Consider the following 16252-nt stretch of genomic DNA (forward strand, 5'->3'; position numbering starts at 1 on the left):
CTTTCAATCCAATCAGTCGCGCCTGTCAGGCATGCTTCACGAGCCAGGCCGAGATTACGCCTTCCAGCGCCTCGACCAGCGGCTCGTCGTCGAGTTCCTCGACGATTTCGGCGACGAAGGCGTTGACGAGCATCGCCCGCGCCTTGTTTTCCGGAATACCGCGCGCAAGCAGATAGAAGAGCTGCGTGTGGTCGATGTCAGTAACCGTCGCGCCGTGACCGCACTGCACGTCGTCCGCAAAGATCTCCAACTCGGGCTTGGACGAAAGGTCGGCATCGTCCGAAAGAAGCAGCGTGTTGCACGCCATCCGCGCGTCAGTCTTCTGCGCGTCCTTGGCAACCAGGATCTTGCCCTGGAAGACGCCTTTGGCGCGATCGAAGACCACGTTGCGGATGATTTCCGTCGATGTGGTGTGCGGCACGTTATGGCCAAGCGTGAAGGTGACGTCCGTGTGGCTTTCGCCGCCGAGCAGGTTGATGCCGCGTAGCTTGAAATCAGCGCCTTCGCCGCTCGTCTTGCCGTGGATCTCCTGTCGCACCAGCTTGCCGCCGGCATTGATGACGAAAAGATACAGCTTGGCGTCCTTGGCGAGATCGAAGCGCATCTGCCCGAGATGGGTGTCTGCGGCTCCCTGCTGCTGCAGGATGATCCAGATGATGTCGGCACCCTCGCCAACCGCAACGTCGCTGACCGTTGAGACCAGGCTCTCGCCGGCATCGGTTGACAGGTGACGTTCGATCACAGTCGCCTTGGTGTTCGCACCGAAGGAAACCGGGAAGCGCGTGTGCGACTGGCCGATGCTCTGCACCAACTGAATTTCAAGCGGGTCTTCCAGCTCGGTTCCGTCTGCGATCGCAAGCTCGATACCACCGCGCACGAGGCCGCCGTTGATGCGGCCGATTGCGTCGTCCGAGCCGAGCACCGCAAGGCCGGCAGCAGCCGACCCGTCGAGCAGGCTGTCGGTGTAGGAGCGCATCGTCACGCCCTCGGGCGCATTGCCCTTGAGGTCGGCATGGCCGTTGCGCACCGCAAGTACTGTCGAGCCGGCGACAAGCGCCTCGACGCGATCAGCAAAAGCCGTCGGGTCGGCGGCAGGTACCGCACGCAGCAGCGTGCGAAGATCGGTATAGTGCCAGGACTCGACGCGGCGCGTCGGCAGGCCTGATGTCCGCAGTTCGTGCACCAAGGTGTCACGAACCGACAGCACCGAGCCGTCGCCGGGTAGATCGCCGATCTGCGCGGTATAGGCATCGACGAGCGCCGTTTCGGCTGCCGTCATCTTGATTGCCTGTTGCATATTCATTCGAACACTCCTTCAACAGGCCCTAGGCTGCAGCCTCGATGATATCAGCGTAGCCGTTGGCTTCGAGTTCGTGTGCAAGCGCCTTGTCGCCCGACTTGATGACCTGGCCCTTGTAGAGCACGTGCACCGTGTCCGGAACGATGTAGTCGAGCAGGCGCTGGTAGTGGGTGATGACGATGACGGCGCGGTCGGGCGAACGCAGTGCGTTGACGCCGTCGGCGACGATCTTCAGCGCATCGATGTCGAGGCCGGAGTCGGTTTCATCAAGCACGCACAGCTTCGGCTCGAGCAACGCCATCTGCAGGATCTCGGCGCGCTTCTTCTCACCGCCGGAGAAGCCGACGTTGAGCGGGCGACGCAGCATTTCCGGAGCGATCTTGAGCTCGGCAGCGGCTTCCTTGACACGGCGCATGAATTCCGGTGTCGTCAGCTCGTCTTCGCCGCGATACTTGCGCTGCTCGTTCATCGCCACCTTCAGGAACTGCATGGTGGCAACACCCGGGATTTCGACCGGGTACTGGAAGGCAAGGAAGATGCCCTTGGCGGCGCGCTCGGAAGCCTCCAGCTCAAGGATGTTCTCGCCGTTGTAAAGGATCTCGCCTTCGGTCACTTCGTAGTCTTCGCGGCCCGACAGGATGTAGGACAGCGTCGACTTGCCGGAGCCGTTCGGCCCCATGATGGCGGCGACTTCGCCGGCCTTCACCGTCAGGTTCAGGCCACGGATGATTTCAGTGCCGTCTTCGGCGATGCGGGCGTGCAGGTTCTTGATTTCAAGCATTATATCGTCCTCTTGGGAAACGAACGTCTGTTTGCGCGCAAAGCGGATGCGCGCCATTCAATAATCAGTTCAAGGCCTCAGCCGACCGAGCCTTCGAGCGAGATGCCGATCAGCTTCTGCGCTTCGACGGCAAACTCCATCGGCAGTTCCTGGATCACTTCCTTGACGAAGCCGTTGACGATCAGCGCGATCGCCGCTTCAGTCGGGATGCCGCGCTGCAGGCAGTAGAACAACTGGTCCTCGGAGATCTTCGAGGTCGTCGCTTCGTGCTCGAACTGTGCCGTCGAGTTCTTTGCCTCGATGTAGGGCACGGTGTGCGCGCCGCATTTGTCGCCGATCAAAAGCGAATCGCACTGGGTGAAGTTGCGGGCGTTCTCGGCCTTGCGGTGGGCCGAAACCTGGCCGCGATAGGTGTTTTCCGAAACGCCGGCAGCGATGCCCTTGGAGACGATGCGGCTCGACGTGTTCTTGCCGAGGTGGATCATCTTGGTGCCACTGTCGATCTGCTGATGGCCGTTCGATACGGCGATCGAATAGAACTCGCCGCGCGAACCGTCGCCGCGCAGGATGCAGGATGGATACTTCCAGGTGATCGCTGAGCCGGTTTCCACCTGGGTCCAGGAGATCTTGGAGTTCTTGCCGCGGCAATCGCCACGCTTGGTGACGAAGTTGTAGATACCGCCCTTGCCGTGCTTGTCGCCAGGGTACCAGTTCTGGACCGTCGAATACTTGATCTCGGCTTCATCGAGGGCCACGAGTTCGACGACAGCTGCGTGCAGCTGGTTTTCGTCGCGCTGCGGCGCCGTGCAGCCTTCGAGGTAGGAAACGTAGGCGCTTTCTTCGGCGATGATCAGCGTGCGCTCGAACTGGCCGGTGTTCTTCTCGTTGATGCGGAAGTAGGTCGACAGCTCCATCGGGCAGCGAACGCCCTTCGGCACGTAGACGAACGAACCATCGGTGAAGACGGCGGAGTTGAGCGTCGCATAGTAGTTGTCGGTCGGCGGAACGACAGTTCCGAGATACTTCTTGATCAGATCGGGATGCTCGCGGATCGCCTCGGAGATCGACATGAAGATCACGCCGGCCTTCTTCAGCTCTTCCTTGAAGGTCGTCACCACCGAAACGCTGTCAAAGACGGCGTCGACGGCGATCTTGGACTTCTGCACGCCGGCGAGGATTTCCTGTTCCTTCAGCGGGATGCCGAGCTTTTCGTAAACCTTCAGAATTTCCGGGTCGACTTCGTCGAGCGACTTCGGACCCGTCGTGCCCTTCGGCGCGGCGTAGTAATAGATGTCGTTGAAGTCGATTTTCGGATAGTTGACGCGCGCCCAAGTCGGCTCGTCCATCGTCAGCCAACGGCGATAGGCCTCAAGACGCCATTCCAGCATCCATTCCGGCTCGCTCTTCTTGGCAGAGATGAAACGGATGATATCTTCGGAAAGGCCCTTCGGCGCCTTTTCGACTTCGATGGTGGTTTCAAACCCGTATTTGTACTGGTCCACGTCGATCTGACGGACCTGATCAATGGTCTCCTGCACGGCAGGCATGTCGTTCTCCAATCTTGCCGGATCCAAGGTCCGGTAGCTTGTCAACACGATGCGAACTTGGCGCACCGCTTATGTAATGGCTAAAAGGCGCTTTTCACCCCGTTTGCCAAGCGGAAAATTGCTTTTCCGCAATTTCGTTCAACCGCGCGTTCTCACGCGGCCTGACCTGTCGTTCGGCGCCTTGCGGCGACCTTGGCGAACACCGCCGCGCAACGCTCGATCTCGGCCTCCGTGGTGGCCGGGCCGATCGAGATGCGCAGTGCCCCCTGACGGGGGTCGTAACCCATTGCAGTCAGCACGTGGCTCTGACCGACCTTGCCGGATGAGCAGGCGGAACCCGCCGAAAGTGCGACACCCTCGAGGTCGAAGGCGATCTGTCCGGTTTCCGCTTTCATGCCAGGAAGCGTGAAGAAGATGGTGTTGCCAACGCGCGAAACGTCGCGGCCATGGATCACCACATCCGGCGCCGAGGTCTGCATATCCTGTTCCAGCCGATCGCGAAGCGCTGCGACCGATGCCATGCGATCATCGAGGTTGTCGGCAGCCTTGCGCGCCGCTGCAGCAAAGCCTGCGATCGCAACCGCGTTCTCGGTACCTGAGCGATGGCCCTTTTCCTGGCCGCCGCCCCGGATCAACGGTGCCGGCATCATGATCTCACCCCGGGCGACAAGCGCGCCAGCGCCCTTGGGGCCGCCGATCTTGTGCGAGGAGATGATGAGAAAATCCGCACCCAGTTCTTCGATAGATAGCGGCAGCCGACCGGCCGCCTGTACGGCGTCGACGAGGAGAATACCGCCATGGGTGCGAACGATCGCGGCAATCTCGGAGATCGGCTGAATGATGCCGGTTTCGTTGTTGACCAGCATCACCGCGACCATCGGCAGGCCGCTTTCGCGGTCGTGGGTGTCGAGAAGCGCACGCAGGGCCTCGAGATCGACGACACCGGCGGTCGTCACCGGGATTTCCGAAACGTTCTCGCGCGCAAACCGCCCGCCTTCGCGCAATGCAGGATGCTCGATCGCCGAGGCATAGAGTCGGCCAATCTTCAGCGGCGTGCGGCCCATGCGGAAATCGGGCGTCAGCACCATGTTGGCCGCTTCGGTCGCGCCGCTGGTGAAGATCACGCTTGCCGCCTTGGCGCCGCAAAGCGCGCCCACGTCGCGGCGGGCATTTTCGATCAGCGTGCGGATCGTCCGGCCCTCGCCATGGACGGAGGAAGGATTGCCGACCAGATCGAGCGCAGACAGGCACGCGTCGCGCGCTTCGGCAAGAAGCGGCGCCGTGGCGTTCCAGTCCATATAGATGCGCGAGGTCGACATAATTTCCTTCGCTAGAACAATAGGCTCACCGCCGACAACCACCGACGATGCATTTTCCTTGAATTTTCCGCACCGCTTGCCTTATGAGACGAAGCACACGGCGGAATGCCCGCACAGAAGTTTTGAACGGTTCTAAACTAGGTTTTAGAAAAGCTGAGTGCTTTCGTCAAGACTCATCGCGATCCGAAACCAAGATTCGAACCAGGAACACCCCCGGAGAGCCAATGCCCGAAATTATCTTCAACGGACCTGCCGGCCGCCTCGAAGGCCGCTATCAGCCTTCGAAGCAGAAGAGCGCCCCGATCGCCATCATCCTGCACCCGCACCCACAGTTCGGCGGCACGATGAACAACCAGATCGTCTACCAGCTTTTCTACATGTTCCAGAAGCGCGGCTTTACGACGCTGCGTTTCAACTTCCGGGGCATCGGCCGTAGCCAGGGCGAGTTCGACCATGGCGCCGGCGAGCTTTCGGATGCCGCATCTGCGCTCGACTGGGTGCAGAGCCTGCATCCCGATTCGAAGAGCTGTTGGGTTGCCGGTTATTCCTTCGGCGCCTGGATCGGCATGCAGCTCCTGATGCGCCGTCCGGAAATCGAAGGCTTCATGGCCGTCGCCCCGCAGCCGAACACCTATGACTTCTCGTTCCTGGCGCCCTGCCCGTCCTCCGGCCTCATCATCAATGGTGATTCGGACAAGGTGGCACCCGAGAAGGACGTGAACGGACTTGTCGAAAAGCTGAAGGCGCAGAAGGGTATTCTCATCACCCACAAGACCGTGCCGGGAGCCAACCACTTCTTCAACGGCCAGGTCGAAGGCCTGATGGCGGAATGCGAGGATTATCTCGACCGCCGCCTCAACGGCGAACTGACGCCGGAGCCGGCTGCCAAGCGCATCCGCTGATACCGATGCGGGCGGCTCTTAAGGCCGCCCGATCCATTGTGGGGGCAATGGGTTGACCACATTTTGTAGCGCCTCGGCGCATTCCACACGATTGCGCCCGTTTTCTTTTGCCGCATAGAGAGCCTTGTCGGCCCGCTGCATCGCCTGTTCGAGCGGTTCACCCTTGGCAATCGCCGCAACGCCGAAGCTTGACGTCACTCTCGCCTGCTCCGCAAGACCGTCGATCTTTTGCGACATCATCGCAGCGCGCATTCCGTGCGCCACCACCCGCGCCTCCTCCAGATCTGTGGAGGGCAGGAAAACCACAAACTCCTCGCCGCCAAGACGACCGGCAACTGCGCGGTTGGGCATGACATCTTTCAGGACGCGCGCAAACTGGCGGATCACCTCGTCACCTGTGTGGTGTCCGTAGCTGTCATTCACCAGTTTGAAACGGTCGAGGTCGGCCAGAATCAAGGTGCCCGGCTGACGGCCCTCGCGCAGCTGGAGCATAGGGATGACGCGTTCGGTGAAGCCACGCCTGTTATAGAGCCCGGACAAGAGGTCTATTTCCGAGCGTGCGCGGGCATCATCGACGATCTCCTTGACCATGACGCCGAGCATCGCAAGACCGGTGCTGACGATCAGCACGGCGCCAAGCGCCTGGGAAATCAGCGCGAACGGGCTCGATACATAATCCTGCGCGGTTGCCCCGGAACCGGCCGCGACGGCCGCGTAGATTTTCAGGAGATAGTAGCCAGAGGTCAGTACCAGCAGCGAGAGCAGGATCCAGTCCGCCGCCGAGCGCCGTTTGGAGCGGATGACGACGGAGGCCGACCACGCCTGGATGACAAAGAATGGCAACTGGTAGGGGGCGGCATGCTGCAGCGTTCCCCTAGGAAGATCATAGATCGCGAGGTCGAGCGTCACCGAGGCCAGGAAGAAGGCGACAAGCACCTGCCAGTTGGCTGGCACGCGATAGAACAGACCAAGGCCGAAGCGCAGCAGACAGAAACCGGCAAGCACGCTCGCAAATGCACCGATGGCAAAAAAACGGGGAAAGGATGTGAAGGGCACGACGGTTTCGAATACCGCCGCGAGCGAGGCAACGGCAAAGCCGCCGGCGCAAAAGAGCGCGGCCCTTCTGGACCGGCTCTTGGCGGCAATGACAAGAAATGCTGCAGTGAATATCTGGGCGATAACGAAGTTCACAGCCAGCAGAGAAATCGCACCACCCATCGACGAACCCGAATTGTCTGTTGCCACGGCAGGGCCGCTTTGTGCCACCTCATGTGGCAGCACCGGACGATACTATCGGTGGCAGGCGAAAATTTGATTAATCGGGCAAAGGGAATCGCGGCAGGCGGTACCTGCCGTCAGCCTGCGGTGCGGGATGCGAATTTGCCGCCGGTGACCGGTTGGCGCACCCCGGTTGTGCCGGGATAGGTGAGCGGCAACCCCCGCTGCGCACGCACCGCGAGATAGGCCCAGGCCTCTGCCTCCATCGAATCACCGTTGAAGCCGACCGCTTCGGCCGCAAGCACGTTTGCACCATGGGCTGTCGCCTCCGATGCCAGATCCCGCATGATCACCGGATTGAGCCGGCCGCCGCCGCACACGATGTAGGTTCGGGGCGCTGCTGGCAGATGACTGGCCGATTTGATGATCGCAGCCGCCGTCACATAGGCGAGCGTTCGCGCTCCGTCTTCGAGATTGGCGTCCTTTCCCTTTGGCGGTGCGAAATCGTTGCGATCGAGCGAACGGCGCCTGTCCGAGGAGAAGAAGGGATTGAGCAGATAGCGTTCGGCAAGATCCGGCAGCACGCTGCCTTCGCTGGCAATCATGCCGCCCTGGTCAAAGGGAATGCCGGCATGTGCCTCCACCCATTGATCGATCAGCGTGTTGCCGGGCCCGCTGTCGTAGGCAACCAGTCCGACGTCGGCGCCGATGAATGTCAGATTGGAGATGCCGCCGATGTTGACGAAAACGACCGGCTGAACCAGTTCGCCATTCGCTGCGGCGTTCCGGGCGAGTGCTGCATGATAGGCCGGAATGAGCGGTGCGCCCTGGCCACCATGCTCCATGTCGTTGGCGCGCATGTCATAGACGACATCGATGCCCGTTTCGCGGGCAAGCAGCGCCCCGTCGCCGATCTGGACGGTCAGGGCATCGTCTGGCCGGTGAAGCACGGTCTGGCCGTGAAACCCGATAACATCAACACTTTCGCGCAAGATGTTGTTCTGCCGGAGAAATGCCTGAACCGCTTCGACATGCCTGAGCGTCAGTTCCCGCTCGAGATCGGCCAAAATTCCTGGCCGTTGCTCGCGGCTGGCGATCGACTTTGCGTCTTCGAGACCCTGTTTCAGCCGGTCGCGGAAGCGTGCCTCATAGGCGTATCCCGCCGAAGGTCCCTGCTCGACGATCGCATCGCCGTCGGTGCGCAGCAGCGCCACGTCGATCCCGTCCATGCTTGTCCCGCTCATCAAGCCGATCGCGGTCATGATCTTGCCCATGCATTCCTCCAAGGCGTTGCCCATCTACATAGCAAAAACATCGGCCAAGCAAAGACGTGCACTTTTGCCCAAACAGTGCTAAACGCCGCGCGCAGACGTTCTACCCAGCCGAAAGAGACAGGTCATGTCCGAGTTCAAGTCCGATTTCCTCCACACCCTCAGCGAGCGCGGTTTCATTCATCAGATTTCCGACGAATCTGGTTTGGACGAACTGCTGCGCAAGGAAACCGTGACTGCCTATATCGGCTACGATCCGACCGCTTCGAGCCTGCATGTTGGCCACCTGACACAGATCATGTTGCTGCACTGGTTCCAGGCAACCGGCCATCAGCCGATTTCGCTGATGGGCGGCGGTACAGGCATGGTTGGCGACCCTTCCTTTAAGGAAGAGGCGCGCAAGCTGATGACCGTTGAGATAATTGAGGACAATATTGCCTCTCTCAAGCATGTCTTCGCCAACTACCTCGACTACGACAAGTCCGAGACCCCGGCACTGATGATCAACAATGCTGAGTGGTTGCGCGGGCTTAACTACCTTGAATTCCTGCGTGACGTTGGCCGCCATTTCTCGGTCAACCGCATGCTGTCGTTCGACAGCGTCAAGACCCGGCTTGATCGCGAGCAGTCGCTGTCGTTTCTCGAGTTCAACTACATGATCCTGCAGGCCTACGACTTCGTCGAACTGCACAAGCGCACCGGCTGCCGATTGCAGATGGGCGGCTCGGATCAGTGGGGCAACATCATCAATGGTATCGACCTGGGCCACCGCATGGGAACGACCCAGCTTTACGCCCTCACCTCGCCGCTTCTGACGACGTCGTCCGGTGCGAAGATGGGCAAGTCGGTCAATGGCGCTGTTTGGCTCAACAAGGACCTGCTGCCGATCTATGACTTCTGGCAGTATTGGCGCAATACCGAGGATGCCGATGTCATCCGCTTCATGAAATTGTTCACCACTCTTCCCATGGCCGAAATAAATCGTCTCGCTGCCTTAGGCGGATCGGAGATCAACGATGCCAAGAAGATTCTGGCAACGGAAGTGACCGCAATCTTGCACGGACGGCAGGCAGCGGAGGAAGCTGCTGAGACCGCCCGCAAGACCTTCGAGGAAGGGGCAGTCTCCGAAAACCTGCCGTCGGTCGACGTGCCTGCGTCGGAACTCGAAGCCGGCATCGGCCTGCTGACGCTTGTCGTACGTGCGGGGCTTGCCTCGTCCAACGGCGAAGCCCGCCGTCACGTTCAGGGCGGCGCCGTGCGCATCAATGACGAGGCCGTCAGCGATGAGCGCCGCCTGATCGGCAGTGGCGATGTGACCTCGGATGGCATCGTCAAGCTGTCGCTCGGCAAGAAGAAGCATATCCTCGTTCGCCCCGCATAAGCCGGTGCACTCCTAGAGAATCTCGAAGGCCGGCCATTGTGCCGGCCTTATTATTGAAACTCGAAGATGCTGCGGAAGACGCCGGGCGCGATGATCGAAAGCGGGTTGATCGTCAGCTTCGGCTGGTTGAATGGGCCATTGAGTTTGAAGGTGATACCGAGCAGGCCACGGTCGCGGCCATTGCCGAGCAAGACGCCGATCAACGGCAGTTCGCCAAAAATTCGGTTCAAACCGTAGGCGGGCATGAAGGTACCCGTCATATCCATGATGCCGTTGCCGTCACGCACTGTTCCCTGGAAAGTCGCGCCGACATCGGTTCCCCTGAGGACGCCGCCATCGACCCGAATGGCGCTGCGGTCGAGGGCAAGCTGGGCAAAACCGCGCTCGAATCGCGCCGTGCTGACATCGATGTCGCGCTTTACCGCCTGGTTGAGGCTCCGTCCGTCCTGTCCAGCCGGCGTCGACACCATCGACTGCAGCCGTTGCTCGCCGACCAGCTGGAACTTGCGGATGTCGACCGAGCCGCGCCATGACCGGCCGCCACGATCACGCAACTTCATGTTCAACAGACCACCGCGCATGTTGCTATAGATGTCGGCGAACCGAGCAAGCGAGCCGGCGTCGCCGGTGGTCAGTTCAAGAATGTTGTCGGCACCGGATTTGGCGAGCCGCGCCACTACTGCCTGGCCGCTTCCGGTGACTGCCGACAGATTGATGTCTTCGATCTGTTGGCCACGCTCCGAATAGACCAGGTTCACATTCGAAAGCACTTCGCCGTTGAAGCCGGCGACGCGACCGAGCTGACCCTGGATGGTGATGTCGTCACCGGCGCCACCGTCGCCGTTCGAGCCGCTCTTCATCTGGGCAAGGATCGGACGAATGTCTGCCGCGGCACCGCTCAGCGTCACGACATGGATGCCTTTGCGGCGATCGATGGCAACGTTGAAATCGTCGCCCTGCGCCAGACGGACATTGCTGAGCTTTGCATTAACGATGCCGGCGCCATCGACCTGCAGATTACCGCGTGCGCCGAAACCGTCACCGGCGATTGCAAAGTCCTTGATGGTTGTAACGCTGTCGTTGATGTCGGATGTGAAGCGCACCTCGGCTGGTATGCCTGCACCTTTGTTCCAGCCGATCCAGGGAAGCGAGAGCCTGGCCTTGGTCAGATCGACGGTAACGTGCTGAACATCAGCCTCGTCGATCACCAGATCGACGTCCATCGGCCCGAAGATGATCTTCGACAGGCCGGGGGTCAGCTTCTCCCGGGCTGCCGCATCGAGTGTGCCGCTGATTTCGCGTTTGCGTTTGACCTTCGATTTGCTGTCGACCGGTTCGGTGAGCGCGATCTTGACCTTTGCGCCTTCAACAACCGCATCGGCATCGAGAACCGCTTGCTCGTTGTCGACCCGGAACGTGCCGGAAAGATTGGAGACGCCGCGTCCGGCGATCGGGCGCGTGACGGTGACGTCCTCAAGCTGCATCTCCACTTGCCAGAGCGGCGGTGGCGGGTGCTGGTCGGTGACAAGGCCAAACCGCGCTCCGACCTGTGCGGTTAGCGGGCCGGTAAAGTCGCCTGGGACAAACGGTGTCTTTTGCAGCGCCTGAATCGGCTTGTAGGTGACGAGCTCGGCGATCGCGTCTGCCTCGCCGCCAACTTCGATCTTCATTTCCGCGATCAACGGCTTGGTGTAGACATCGGGAATGATGAAATCGCCGCCATTGAGCGCGACGGACCGGCCGGAGGGAAAAAAGGCCGCCCCCTGCTTTACGCCCACTTCCATGCGCTGGCCGCTCAGCTTGAACGTGCCCGATGTGTCGCGCAACGGCGGTATCTCACCAGCAATGTTGATCCGCGTTTCGTCGATGTTGAACGTGATGTTCAGTTCTTTCTCGTCGAGCTTCAGCTCGCCTTCGTTCTGGGCGATCCGCCCCTCTGCCACCGAAACCTCGATGCGCGCATCAGTGACCGTGCCGCCGAAGAGATTGCGGATCGCCCAGCGGCGCGCGCCCTTGGCGATCCACCAGGGCCAAAGCTGCTTGACGGCCGTCGGTTGCATCTGGTCGCTGACGGCGGCAAAGCTGACCTGCGGCGAAGTCTTGCCGAAGGCGACCGAAAGCGAACCGAACATCGAGCCGAGCGGGCTGGAAACGGCGAGCTGATCGAAGATCAGGCGGTGGCGCGCATCCGAGGTGAAGCGGCCGCTTGCCTTCGCATCGAAGATCAAGGGACGTTCGGTAATGTCCTCCGGCGCGGAACTTGCATTCCTGAACAAAAGATCGATGGCAAAACCCTGATCGGTTGCGCCTGCTGTTCTGTCGAGGTCTTTCACTGCACCAGTAAACGGGAAGATCGAGCGACCGATATTGACCGTCGACGGCAGCACCTCGACGGCAGCCCGCTCAAAGTCATAGGCGATATCCATCTGGGAGGGATTGATCGTCGAAACCAGCCCACCGGCGTGGAATGCACCTTCCGACGTCCTGACGGCCACGCGAAGGTCGGGCTTGGCGCCTTCGGCGGCGCGTGTCGCCGTGAGGGTCAGCCCCGCGGTCGCATCGATGCCGAAGGCGGCCTCCTTGCCGAAGGGGCCGTGATAGAAGAAGGGCTTCAGCGGAATGTTCGAGATTGCCGCTTCGAAGCCGGACATATGACCCTTTGCACCAAGAGCGTTGGCGCTGAGATCGACATCGACTCCATCGACGGTCACGCTGCCTTTGACGTGCATGGAGCCATCGGCATCACGATTGAACTCCAGCTCCTTGGCATCGACCGGCACGACACGGTTACGTGCACCGGCGACTGTGAACGAAAAGTTGGAAAGCAACACCGTCTGGTCGCCACGACCTGCCGCCATCTTCGACATGCGGTCGACATGGGCAAAAAGCTGCTCCAGTGCGTCGCCGACATCGGCGATCTTGATCTTCGTCAGATCGACCGGCTCGCCGCGTGGCAGGAGGCCGGTGTCGAAGTCGCCACCTTCGGCTTCAAGACGTGAAACCGAAATCCTGCCCGTCAACAGCGCCAGAGGGTCGAGGGCAATGGATATCGAACTCAACTTTGCGACAGGTTGGCCGGACGTGGCTTCGCTCAGCGCCACTTCCCGCGCCTTGAGCGCCAGCGCGCCGTTCGAGGTCATGCGAACGACGGTGCTACCGACCTCAGCGCGATAGGCGCCGCCGAGTGCCGCGTTCAGCGCCGTGCGGGCGCGCGCGTTCAGTGTGCTGTCGATCGCCCCGCTCTCGACGACGGCGATGAGGCTGGCCGCAGTGATGAAGGCGAGCAGTAAGCCGCAAAGGGCAATCTTGCTGAGAAAGCGCAAGAGCCCGCGTTTGTGCGGGGCATGCACGATGACGGGTTCGTGTGCCTGCGCCGAGGGCAACGCATGCAACGCGACGATGTCTTTCTTGCGAAAGCCGACTTTTTCGCCGCGGATCTCACTCATCGGCGCGGACGCCCTCCAGTTCATACGGGAAAGCCCGCCTCTCCCGTCGACGCATCATGCGGCAGCGGGTCGACGGATCATTGCCGTCACGTAGACCACATCTGGCCGGACGGTGTCATCACGTCTGGCCGACCATGCTGTGGAAAGCATTCACACATCCGTGGGTTTCGTGTGCGCGAATGCCGGGCAAAGGGTCCTATCGACGCAACCCGTCCGGAACCTGTCAAATCTAGCACAAATCCGCTGGACTGCGGTCGCCGATTCTCGATATGCCCTAGCCGGCGATTGTTCACAAAACTTGGCGCAAGGAAGGTTTATTCATGGCAAGCCTCACCCCCGGAGATCTCGCTCCCGACTTCACGCTTCCCCGTGACGGCGGCGGCACGATTTCGCTTTCTGCCTTGCGCGGGCGTCCGGTCGTCTTGTTCTTCTACCCCAAGGACGACACGAAAAGTTGCACCTTGGAAGCGATTTCCTTCACCGAACTCGCCTCCGAGTTTGCCGCTGCAGGCGTTGAGTTGATCGGGCTCTCGCCCGATTCGGTGAAACGTCACGATCGCTTTGCGAAGAAATATGATCTGGCAGTCACGCTTGCTGCCGACGAGGAAAGATCCGTCGTCAACGCCTATGGTCTATGGGTGGAAAAGAGCCTCTACGGGCGCAAATATATGGGCGTCGAACGCACCACCTTCCTGATTGCCGCCGACGGCCGGATTGCGCGCGTTTGGGAGAAGGTCAAGGTCAATGGCCACGCCAATGAAGTGCTCGAGGCCGCCAAGGCGCTCTAAGTCAAAACGACGAGGCCGCAATGAAGACGCTTCCCAACTTTCACAGTCTACGCGGCGCTGCCGTTGAGGCGATCAGTGCTGCCGACCTGACCGTCAAGACGGAACTGGCCCAGGAAGCGGCACGGCGCTGGCAGCGCCGTGCGCTGTCGCTGCGTTCGCCGCTGGATCGCCCCGTTCCTCTGCGTCCGGGTCGGCCGGAAAGGCCTGTTCTGACGCCACCCACGCAGGTGAAGAAGCGCTCGCTCGGCTCGCTCAAGGGCCGGATCGCGCTCTTGCATTCGATCGCCCATATCGAACTCAACGCCGTCGATCTCGCGCTCGATATCGTCGCCCGCTTTGCGTCCGAATCGGTGCCGAATTCGTTTTTCGACGGCTGGATGAAGGTTGCATTCGAGGAGGCCAAGCATTTCCGCATGGTTCGGCAGCGCCTGAACGACCTTGGCGCCGACTATGGCGACCTGCCCGCGCATGACGGGCTCTGGCAGGCGGCGCACGACACCCGCAACGATCTGACCGCCAGGCTGGCCGTCGTCCCGCTTATCCTCGAGGCGCGCGGGCTCGACGTGACGCCGGCGCTGCAGGCGCGCATGCGCGAGACCGGAGACTTCGAGACTGCCGCGGTACTCGACGTCATCTACGAAGACGAGAAAGGCCATGTGGCCGTCGGTGCCAAATGGTTTCGTTTCCTGTGCGCGCGGGAGCGGAAAGATCCGGCAGCGACTTTCCAGCAGCTCGTTCGCGCCAATTTTCGAGGTCCCCTCAAGGCGCCATTCAACGATATCGCCCGCGCCGAAGCCGGGTTGACGCCATCGTTCTATCGCTCGATGACGGCTTCCACAACCTCTCGTAGCGCGAGCACTCAACCAAATATTAACCCTAACGAAGTGTAATGCCCGTCAAGCAATGCGAGACAATTCGCACATGGCGGGAGCGGTGGAGTGTCTGAACGTTCGGCAAATCGCACCTTCGGAAATCGCGCGCAGAATCACGTCCTGATCCTGGCGAGCGGCGACAAGGTTCGTCACATGACCGTGCGTCCTTGGATGGCGGCCCTTGCCGTTTCTGCAGCCGGTGTGTTCAGCATCGGTTACCTCGCCGCCACATCCTACCTTGTTCTTCGCGACGACCTCATCGGTGGCACGATCGCCCGCCAAGCGCGCATGCAGCACGAATACGAAGATCGAATCACCGCGTTGCGAGCGCAGGTCGATCGCGTTACGAGCCGGCAGTTACTCGATCAACAGGTGGTCGAAGAGAAAGTCGAAAAGCTGCTTCAGCAGCAGCAGGCGCTTTCTTCTCGAAACGGCAAACTCGGCGCGCTGATCGAACGGGCTGAAAATTCTGGTCTGTCGACCGATTTCACCCAACCTGCACCGGTCGAACCCCTCGCCTACGAAGAACGTGCCGATGCCACGGGCGGTGTGCAGGCAATCGAAAAACTGATGGGGCTGAGCGGCACACAGGGTGCCGCGCCCGCCCGAGTTGCGGCCCTCGCCTATGCCCGGCCTGCCACGGTTGAAAGCACCTCCGATCGCGCCGATCGGCTTTTTTCGAAAGTGACGCTCTCGCTGAAGGATGTTGAGCGCGACCAGATGTTGCGGCTTGAGCAACTGACCGACGGAGCCGCCAAAACGTCCGAGGCGATCCGCAAGATCGTCGGTCGCACAGGTGTTGCCCTACCAGAAAATGACGTCGCCGAATTGCCGCCCTCAGATGAAACCACCGGTTCCATAGATAGCGCGATCGGCGGACCTTTCGTAGAGCCCGTCAATGACGACGGCTTCGGTCGATCGCTTGCCGCGCTTGACTCGGCGCTTGTCGAGCTCGAGCGGACGCGCGCACAGGTCCGGGAGTTGCCATTCGGCAACCCGTCGCCCGCAAGTGATATCACCAGCGACTTCGGCAACAGGCTCGATCCCTTTCTCGGGCGGTTGGCGCTGCATGCGGGCATAGACTTTCGCGCCACCGTCGGCACCCGCATCCGCGCGACGGCTCCGGGCACCGTGACGACTGCCGGGCTGACGGGTGGCTATGGAAACATGGTCGAGATCGATCATGGCAATGGCGTTTCCAGTCGCTATGCCCATCTCTCGACGGTGCTCGTCAAGGTCGGCGACCGGATCAAGGCCGGTGATGTCGTTGCCAAGTCCGGCAACACCGGTCGTTCGACAGGCCCGCACCTGCACTATGAGGTCAGGCTGAACGGTCAGGCAGTCGACCCCATGCGGTTTCTCAACGCCAGTAGCAAGCTCGCGAGCTACATGAAATGAGCATCATGCCGACCCGCTCGGCCCGTGCT

Annotated in this window: 12 protein-coding genes; 5 read left to right on the forward strand and 7 right to left on the reverse strand. The window is 61.0% G+C overall.

What is annotated here, in order from left to right; all coding sequences use genetic code 11:
• Positions 1-25 precede the first annotated feature (25 nt).
• The 4 genes from sufD to ASD52_RS28905 form a co-directional block, all read right to left on the reverse strand.
• Entirely contained in the window at positions 26-1303 is a 1278-nt protein-coding gene (sufD, locus tag ASD52_RS28890) for a Fe-S cluster assembly protein SufD (protein WP_025427119.1), read from the reverse strand.
• Between the two features lie 22 nt (positions 1304-1325).
• Positions 1326-2081, reverse strand: a complete 756-nt coding sequence (gene sufC, locus ASD52_RS28895) for a Fe-S cluster assembly ATPase SufC (RefSeq protein ID WP_025427120.1) — start codon at positions 2079-2081, stop codon at positions 1326-1328.
• 77 nt (positions 2082-2158) lie between these two features.
• The gene (gene sufB, locus ASD52_RS28900; protein ID WP_025427121.1) at positions 2159-3628 is read right to left on the reverse strand and encodes a Fe-S cluster assembly protein SufB; all 1470 of its coding nucleotides are present in this window, start codon (positions 3626-3628) and stop codon (positions 2159-2161) included.
• A 152-nt stretch (positions 3629-3780) separates the two neighbouring features.
• Complete coding sequence (locus tag ASD52_RS28905) at positions 3781-4947, reverse strand: cysteine desulfurase family protein (RefSeq protein ID WP_025427122.1); 1167 nt, start codon at positions 4945-4947, stop codon at positions 3781-3783.
• 224 nt (positions 4948-5171) lie between these two features.
• Between ASD52_RS28905 and ASD52_RS28910 the strand changes: the two genes are divergently transcribed.
• Entirely contained in the window at positions 5172-5849 is a 678-nt protein-coding gene (locus tag ASD52_RS28910; protein WP_025427123.1) for an alpha/beta hydrolase, read from the forward strand.
• An 18-nt stretch (positions 5850-5867) separates the two neighbouring features.
• Here ASD52_RS28910 and ASD52_RS28915 read toward each other — a convergent pair whose 3' ends face one another.
• Together ASD52_RS28915 and ASD52_RS28920 are read right to left on the reverse strand one after the other, a co-directional pair.
• A complete protein-coding gene (locus tag ASD52_RS28915; protein ID WP_057208642.1) occupies positions 5868-7067 on the reverse strand; it encodes a GGDEF domain-containing protein in 1200 nt (399 codons plus the stop codon).
• 137 nt (positions 7068-7204) lie between these two features.
• Complete coding sequence (locus ASD52_RS28920) at positions 7205-8341, reverse strand: anhydro-N-acetylmuramic acid kinase (protein WP_057208644.1); 1137 nt, start codon at positions 8339-8341, stop codon at positions 7205-7207.
• Between the two features lie 124 nt (positions 8342-8465).
• Here ASD52_RS28920 and tyrS point away from each other — a divergent pair, with 124 nt between their 5' ends.
• A complete protein-coding gene (gene tyrS, locus ASD52_RS28925; RefSeq protein WP_057208646.1) occupies positions 8466-9719 on the forward strand; it encodes a tyrosine--tRNA ligase in 1254 nt (417 codons plus the stop codon).
• Between the two features lie 50 nt (positions 9720-9769).
• Here tyrS and ASD52_RS28930 read toward each other — a convergent pair whose 3' ends face one another.
• Positions 9770-13165, reverse strand: coding sequence for a DUF3971 domain-containing protein (locus tag ASD52_RS28930; RefSeq protein WP_057214332.1), 3396 nt, complete (start codon positions 13163-13165; stop codon positions 9770-9772).
• Between the two features lie 320 nt (positions 13166-13485).
• On the opposite strand from ASD52_RS28930, the gene ASD52_RS28935 reads away from it, so the two are divergent.
• Genes ASD52_RS28935 through ASD52_RS28945 form a run of 3 tightly spaced genes read left to right on the forward strand, consistent with a single transcriptional unit; the run spans position 13486 to position 16223 of the window.
• Positions 13486-13953 carry a peroxiredoxin gene (locus ASD52_RS28935; protein ID WP_025427128.1) on the forward strand — a complete coding sequence of 156 codons (468 nt, stop codon included), beginning with the start codon at positions 13486-13488 and terminating at the stop codon, positions 13951-13953.
• 20 nt (positions 13954-13973) lie between these two features.
• Complete coding sequence (locus tag ASD52_RS28940) at positions 13974-14843, forward strand: ferritin-like domain-containing protein (protein WP_057208648.1); 870 nt, start codon at positions 13974-13976, stop codon at positions 14841-14843.
• Between the two features lie 48 nt (positions 14844-14891).
• The gene (locus ASD52_RS28945; protein ID WP_025427130.1) at positions 14892-16223 is read left to right on the forward strand and encodes a M23 family metallopeptidase; all 1332 of its coding nucleotides are present in this window, start codon (positions 14892-14894) and stop codon (positions 16221-16223) included.
• Positions 16224-16252 lie beyond the last annotated feature (29 nt).

This window comes from Ensifer sp. Root142 (genome assembly GCF_001426785.1).
GTDB classification, from domain to species: domain Bacteria; phylum Pseudomonadota; class Alphaproteobacteria; order Rhizobiales; family Rhizobiaceae; genus Ensifer; species Ensifer canadensis.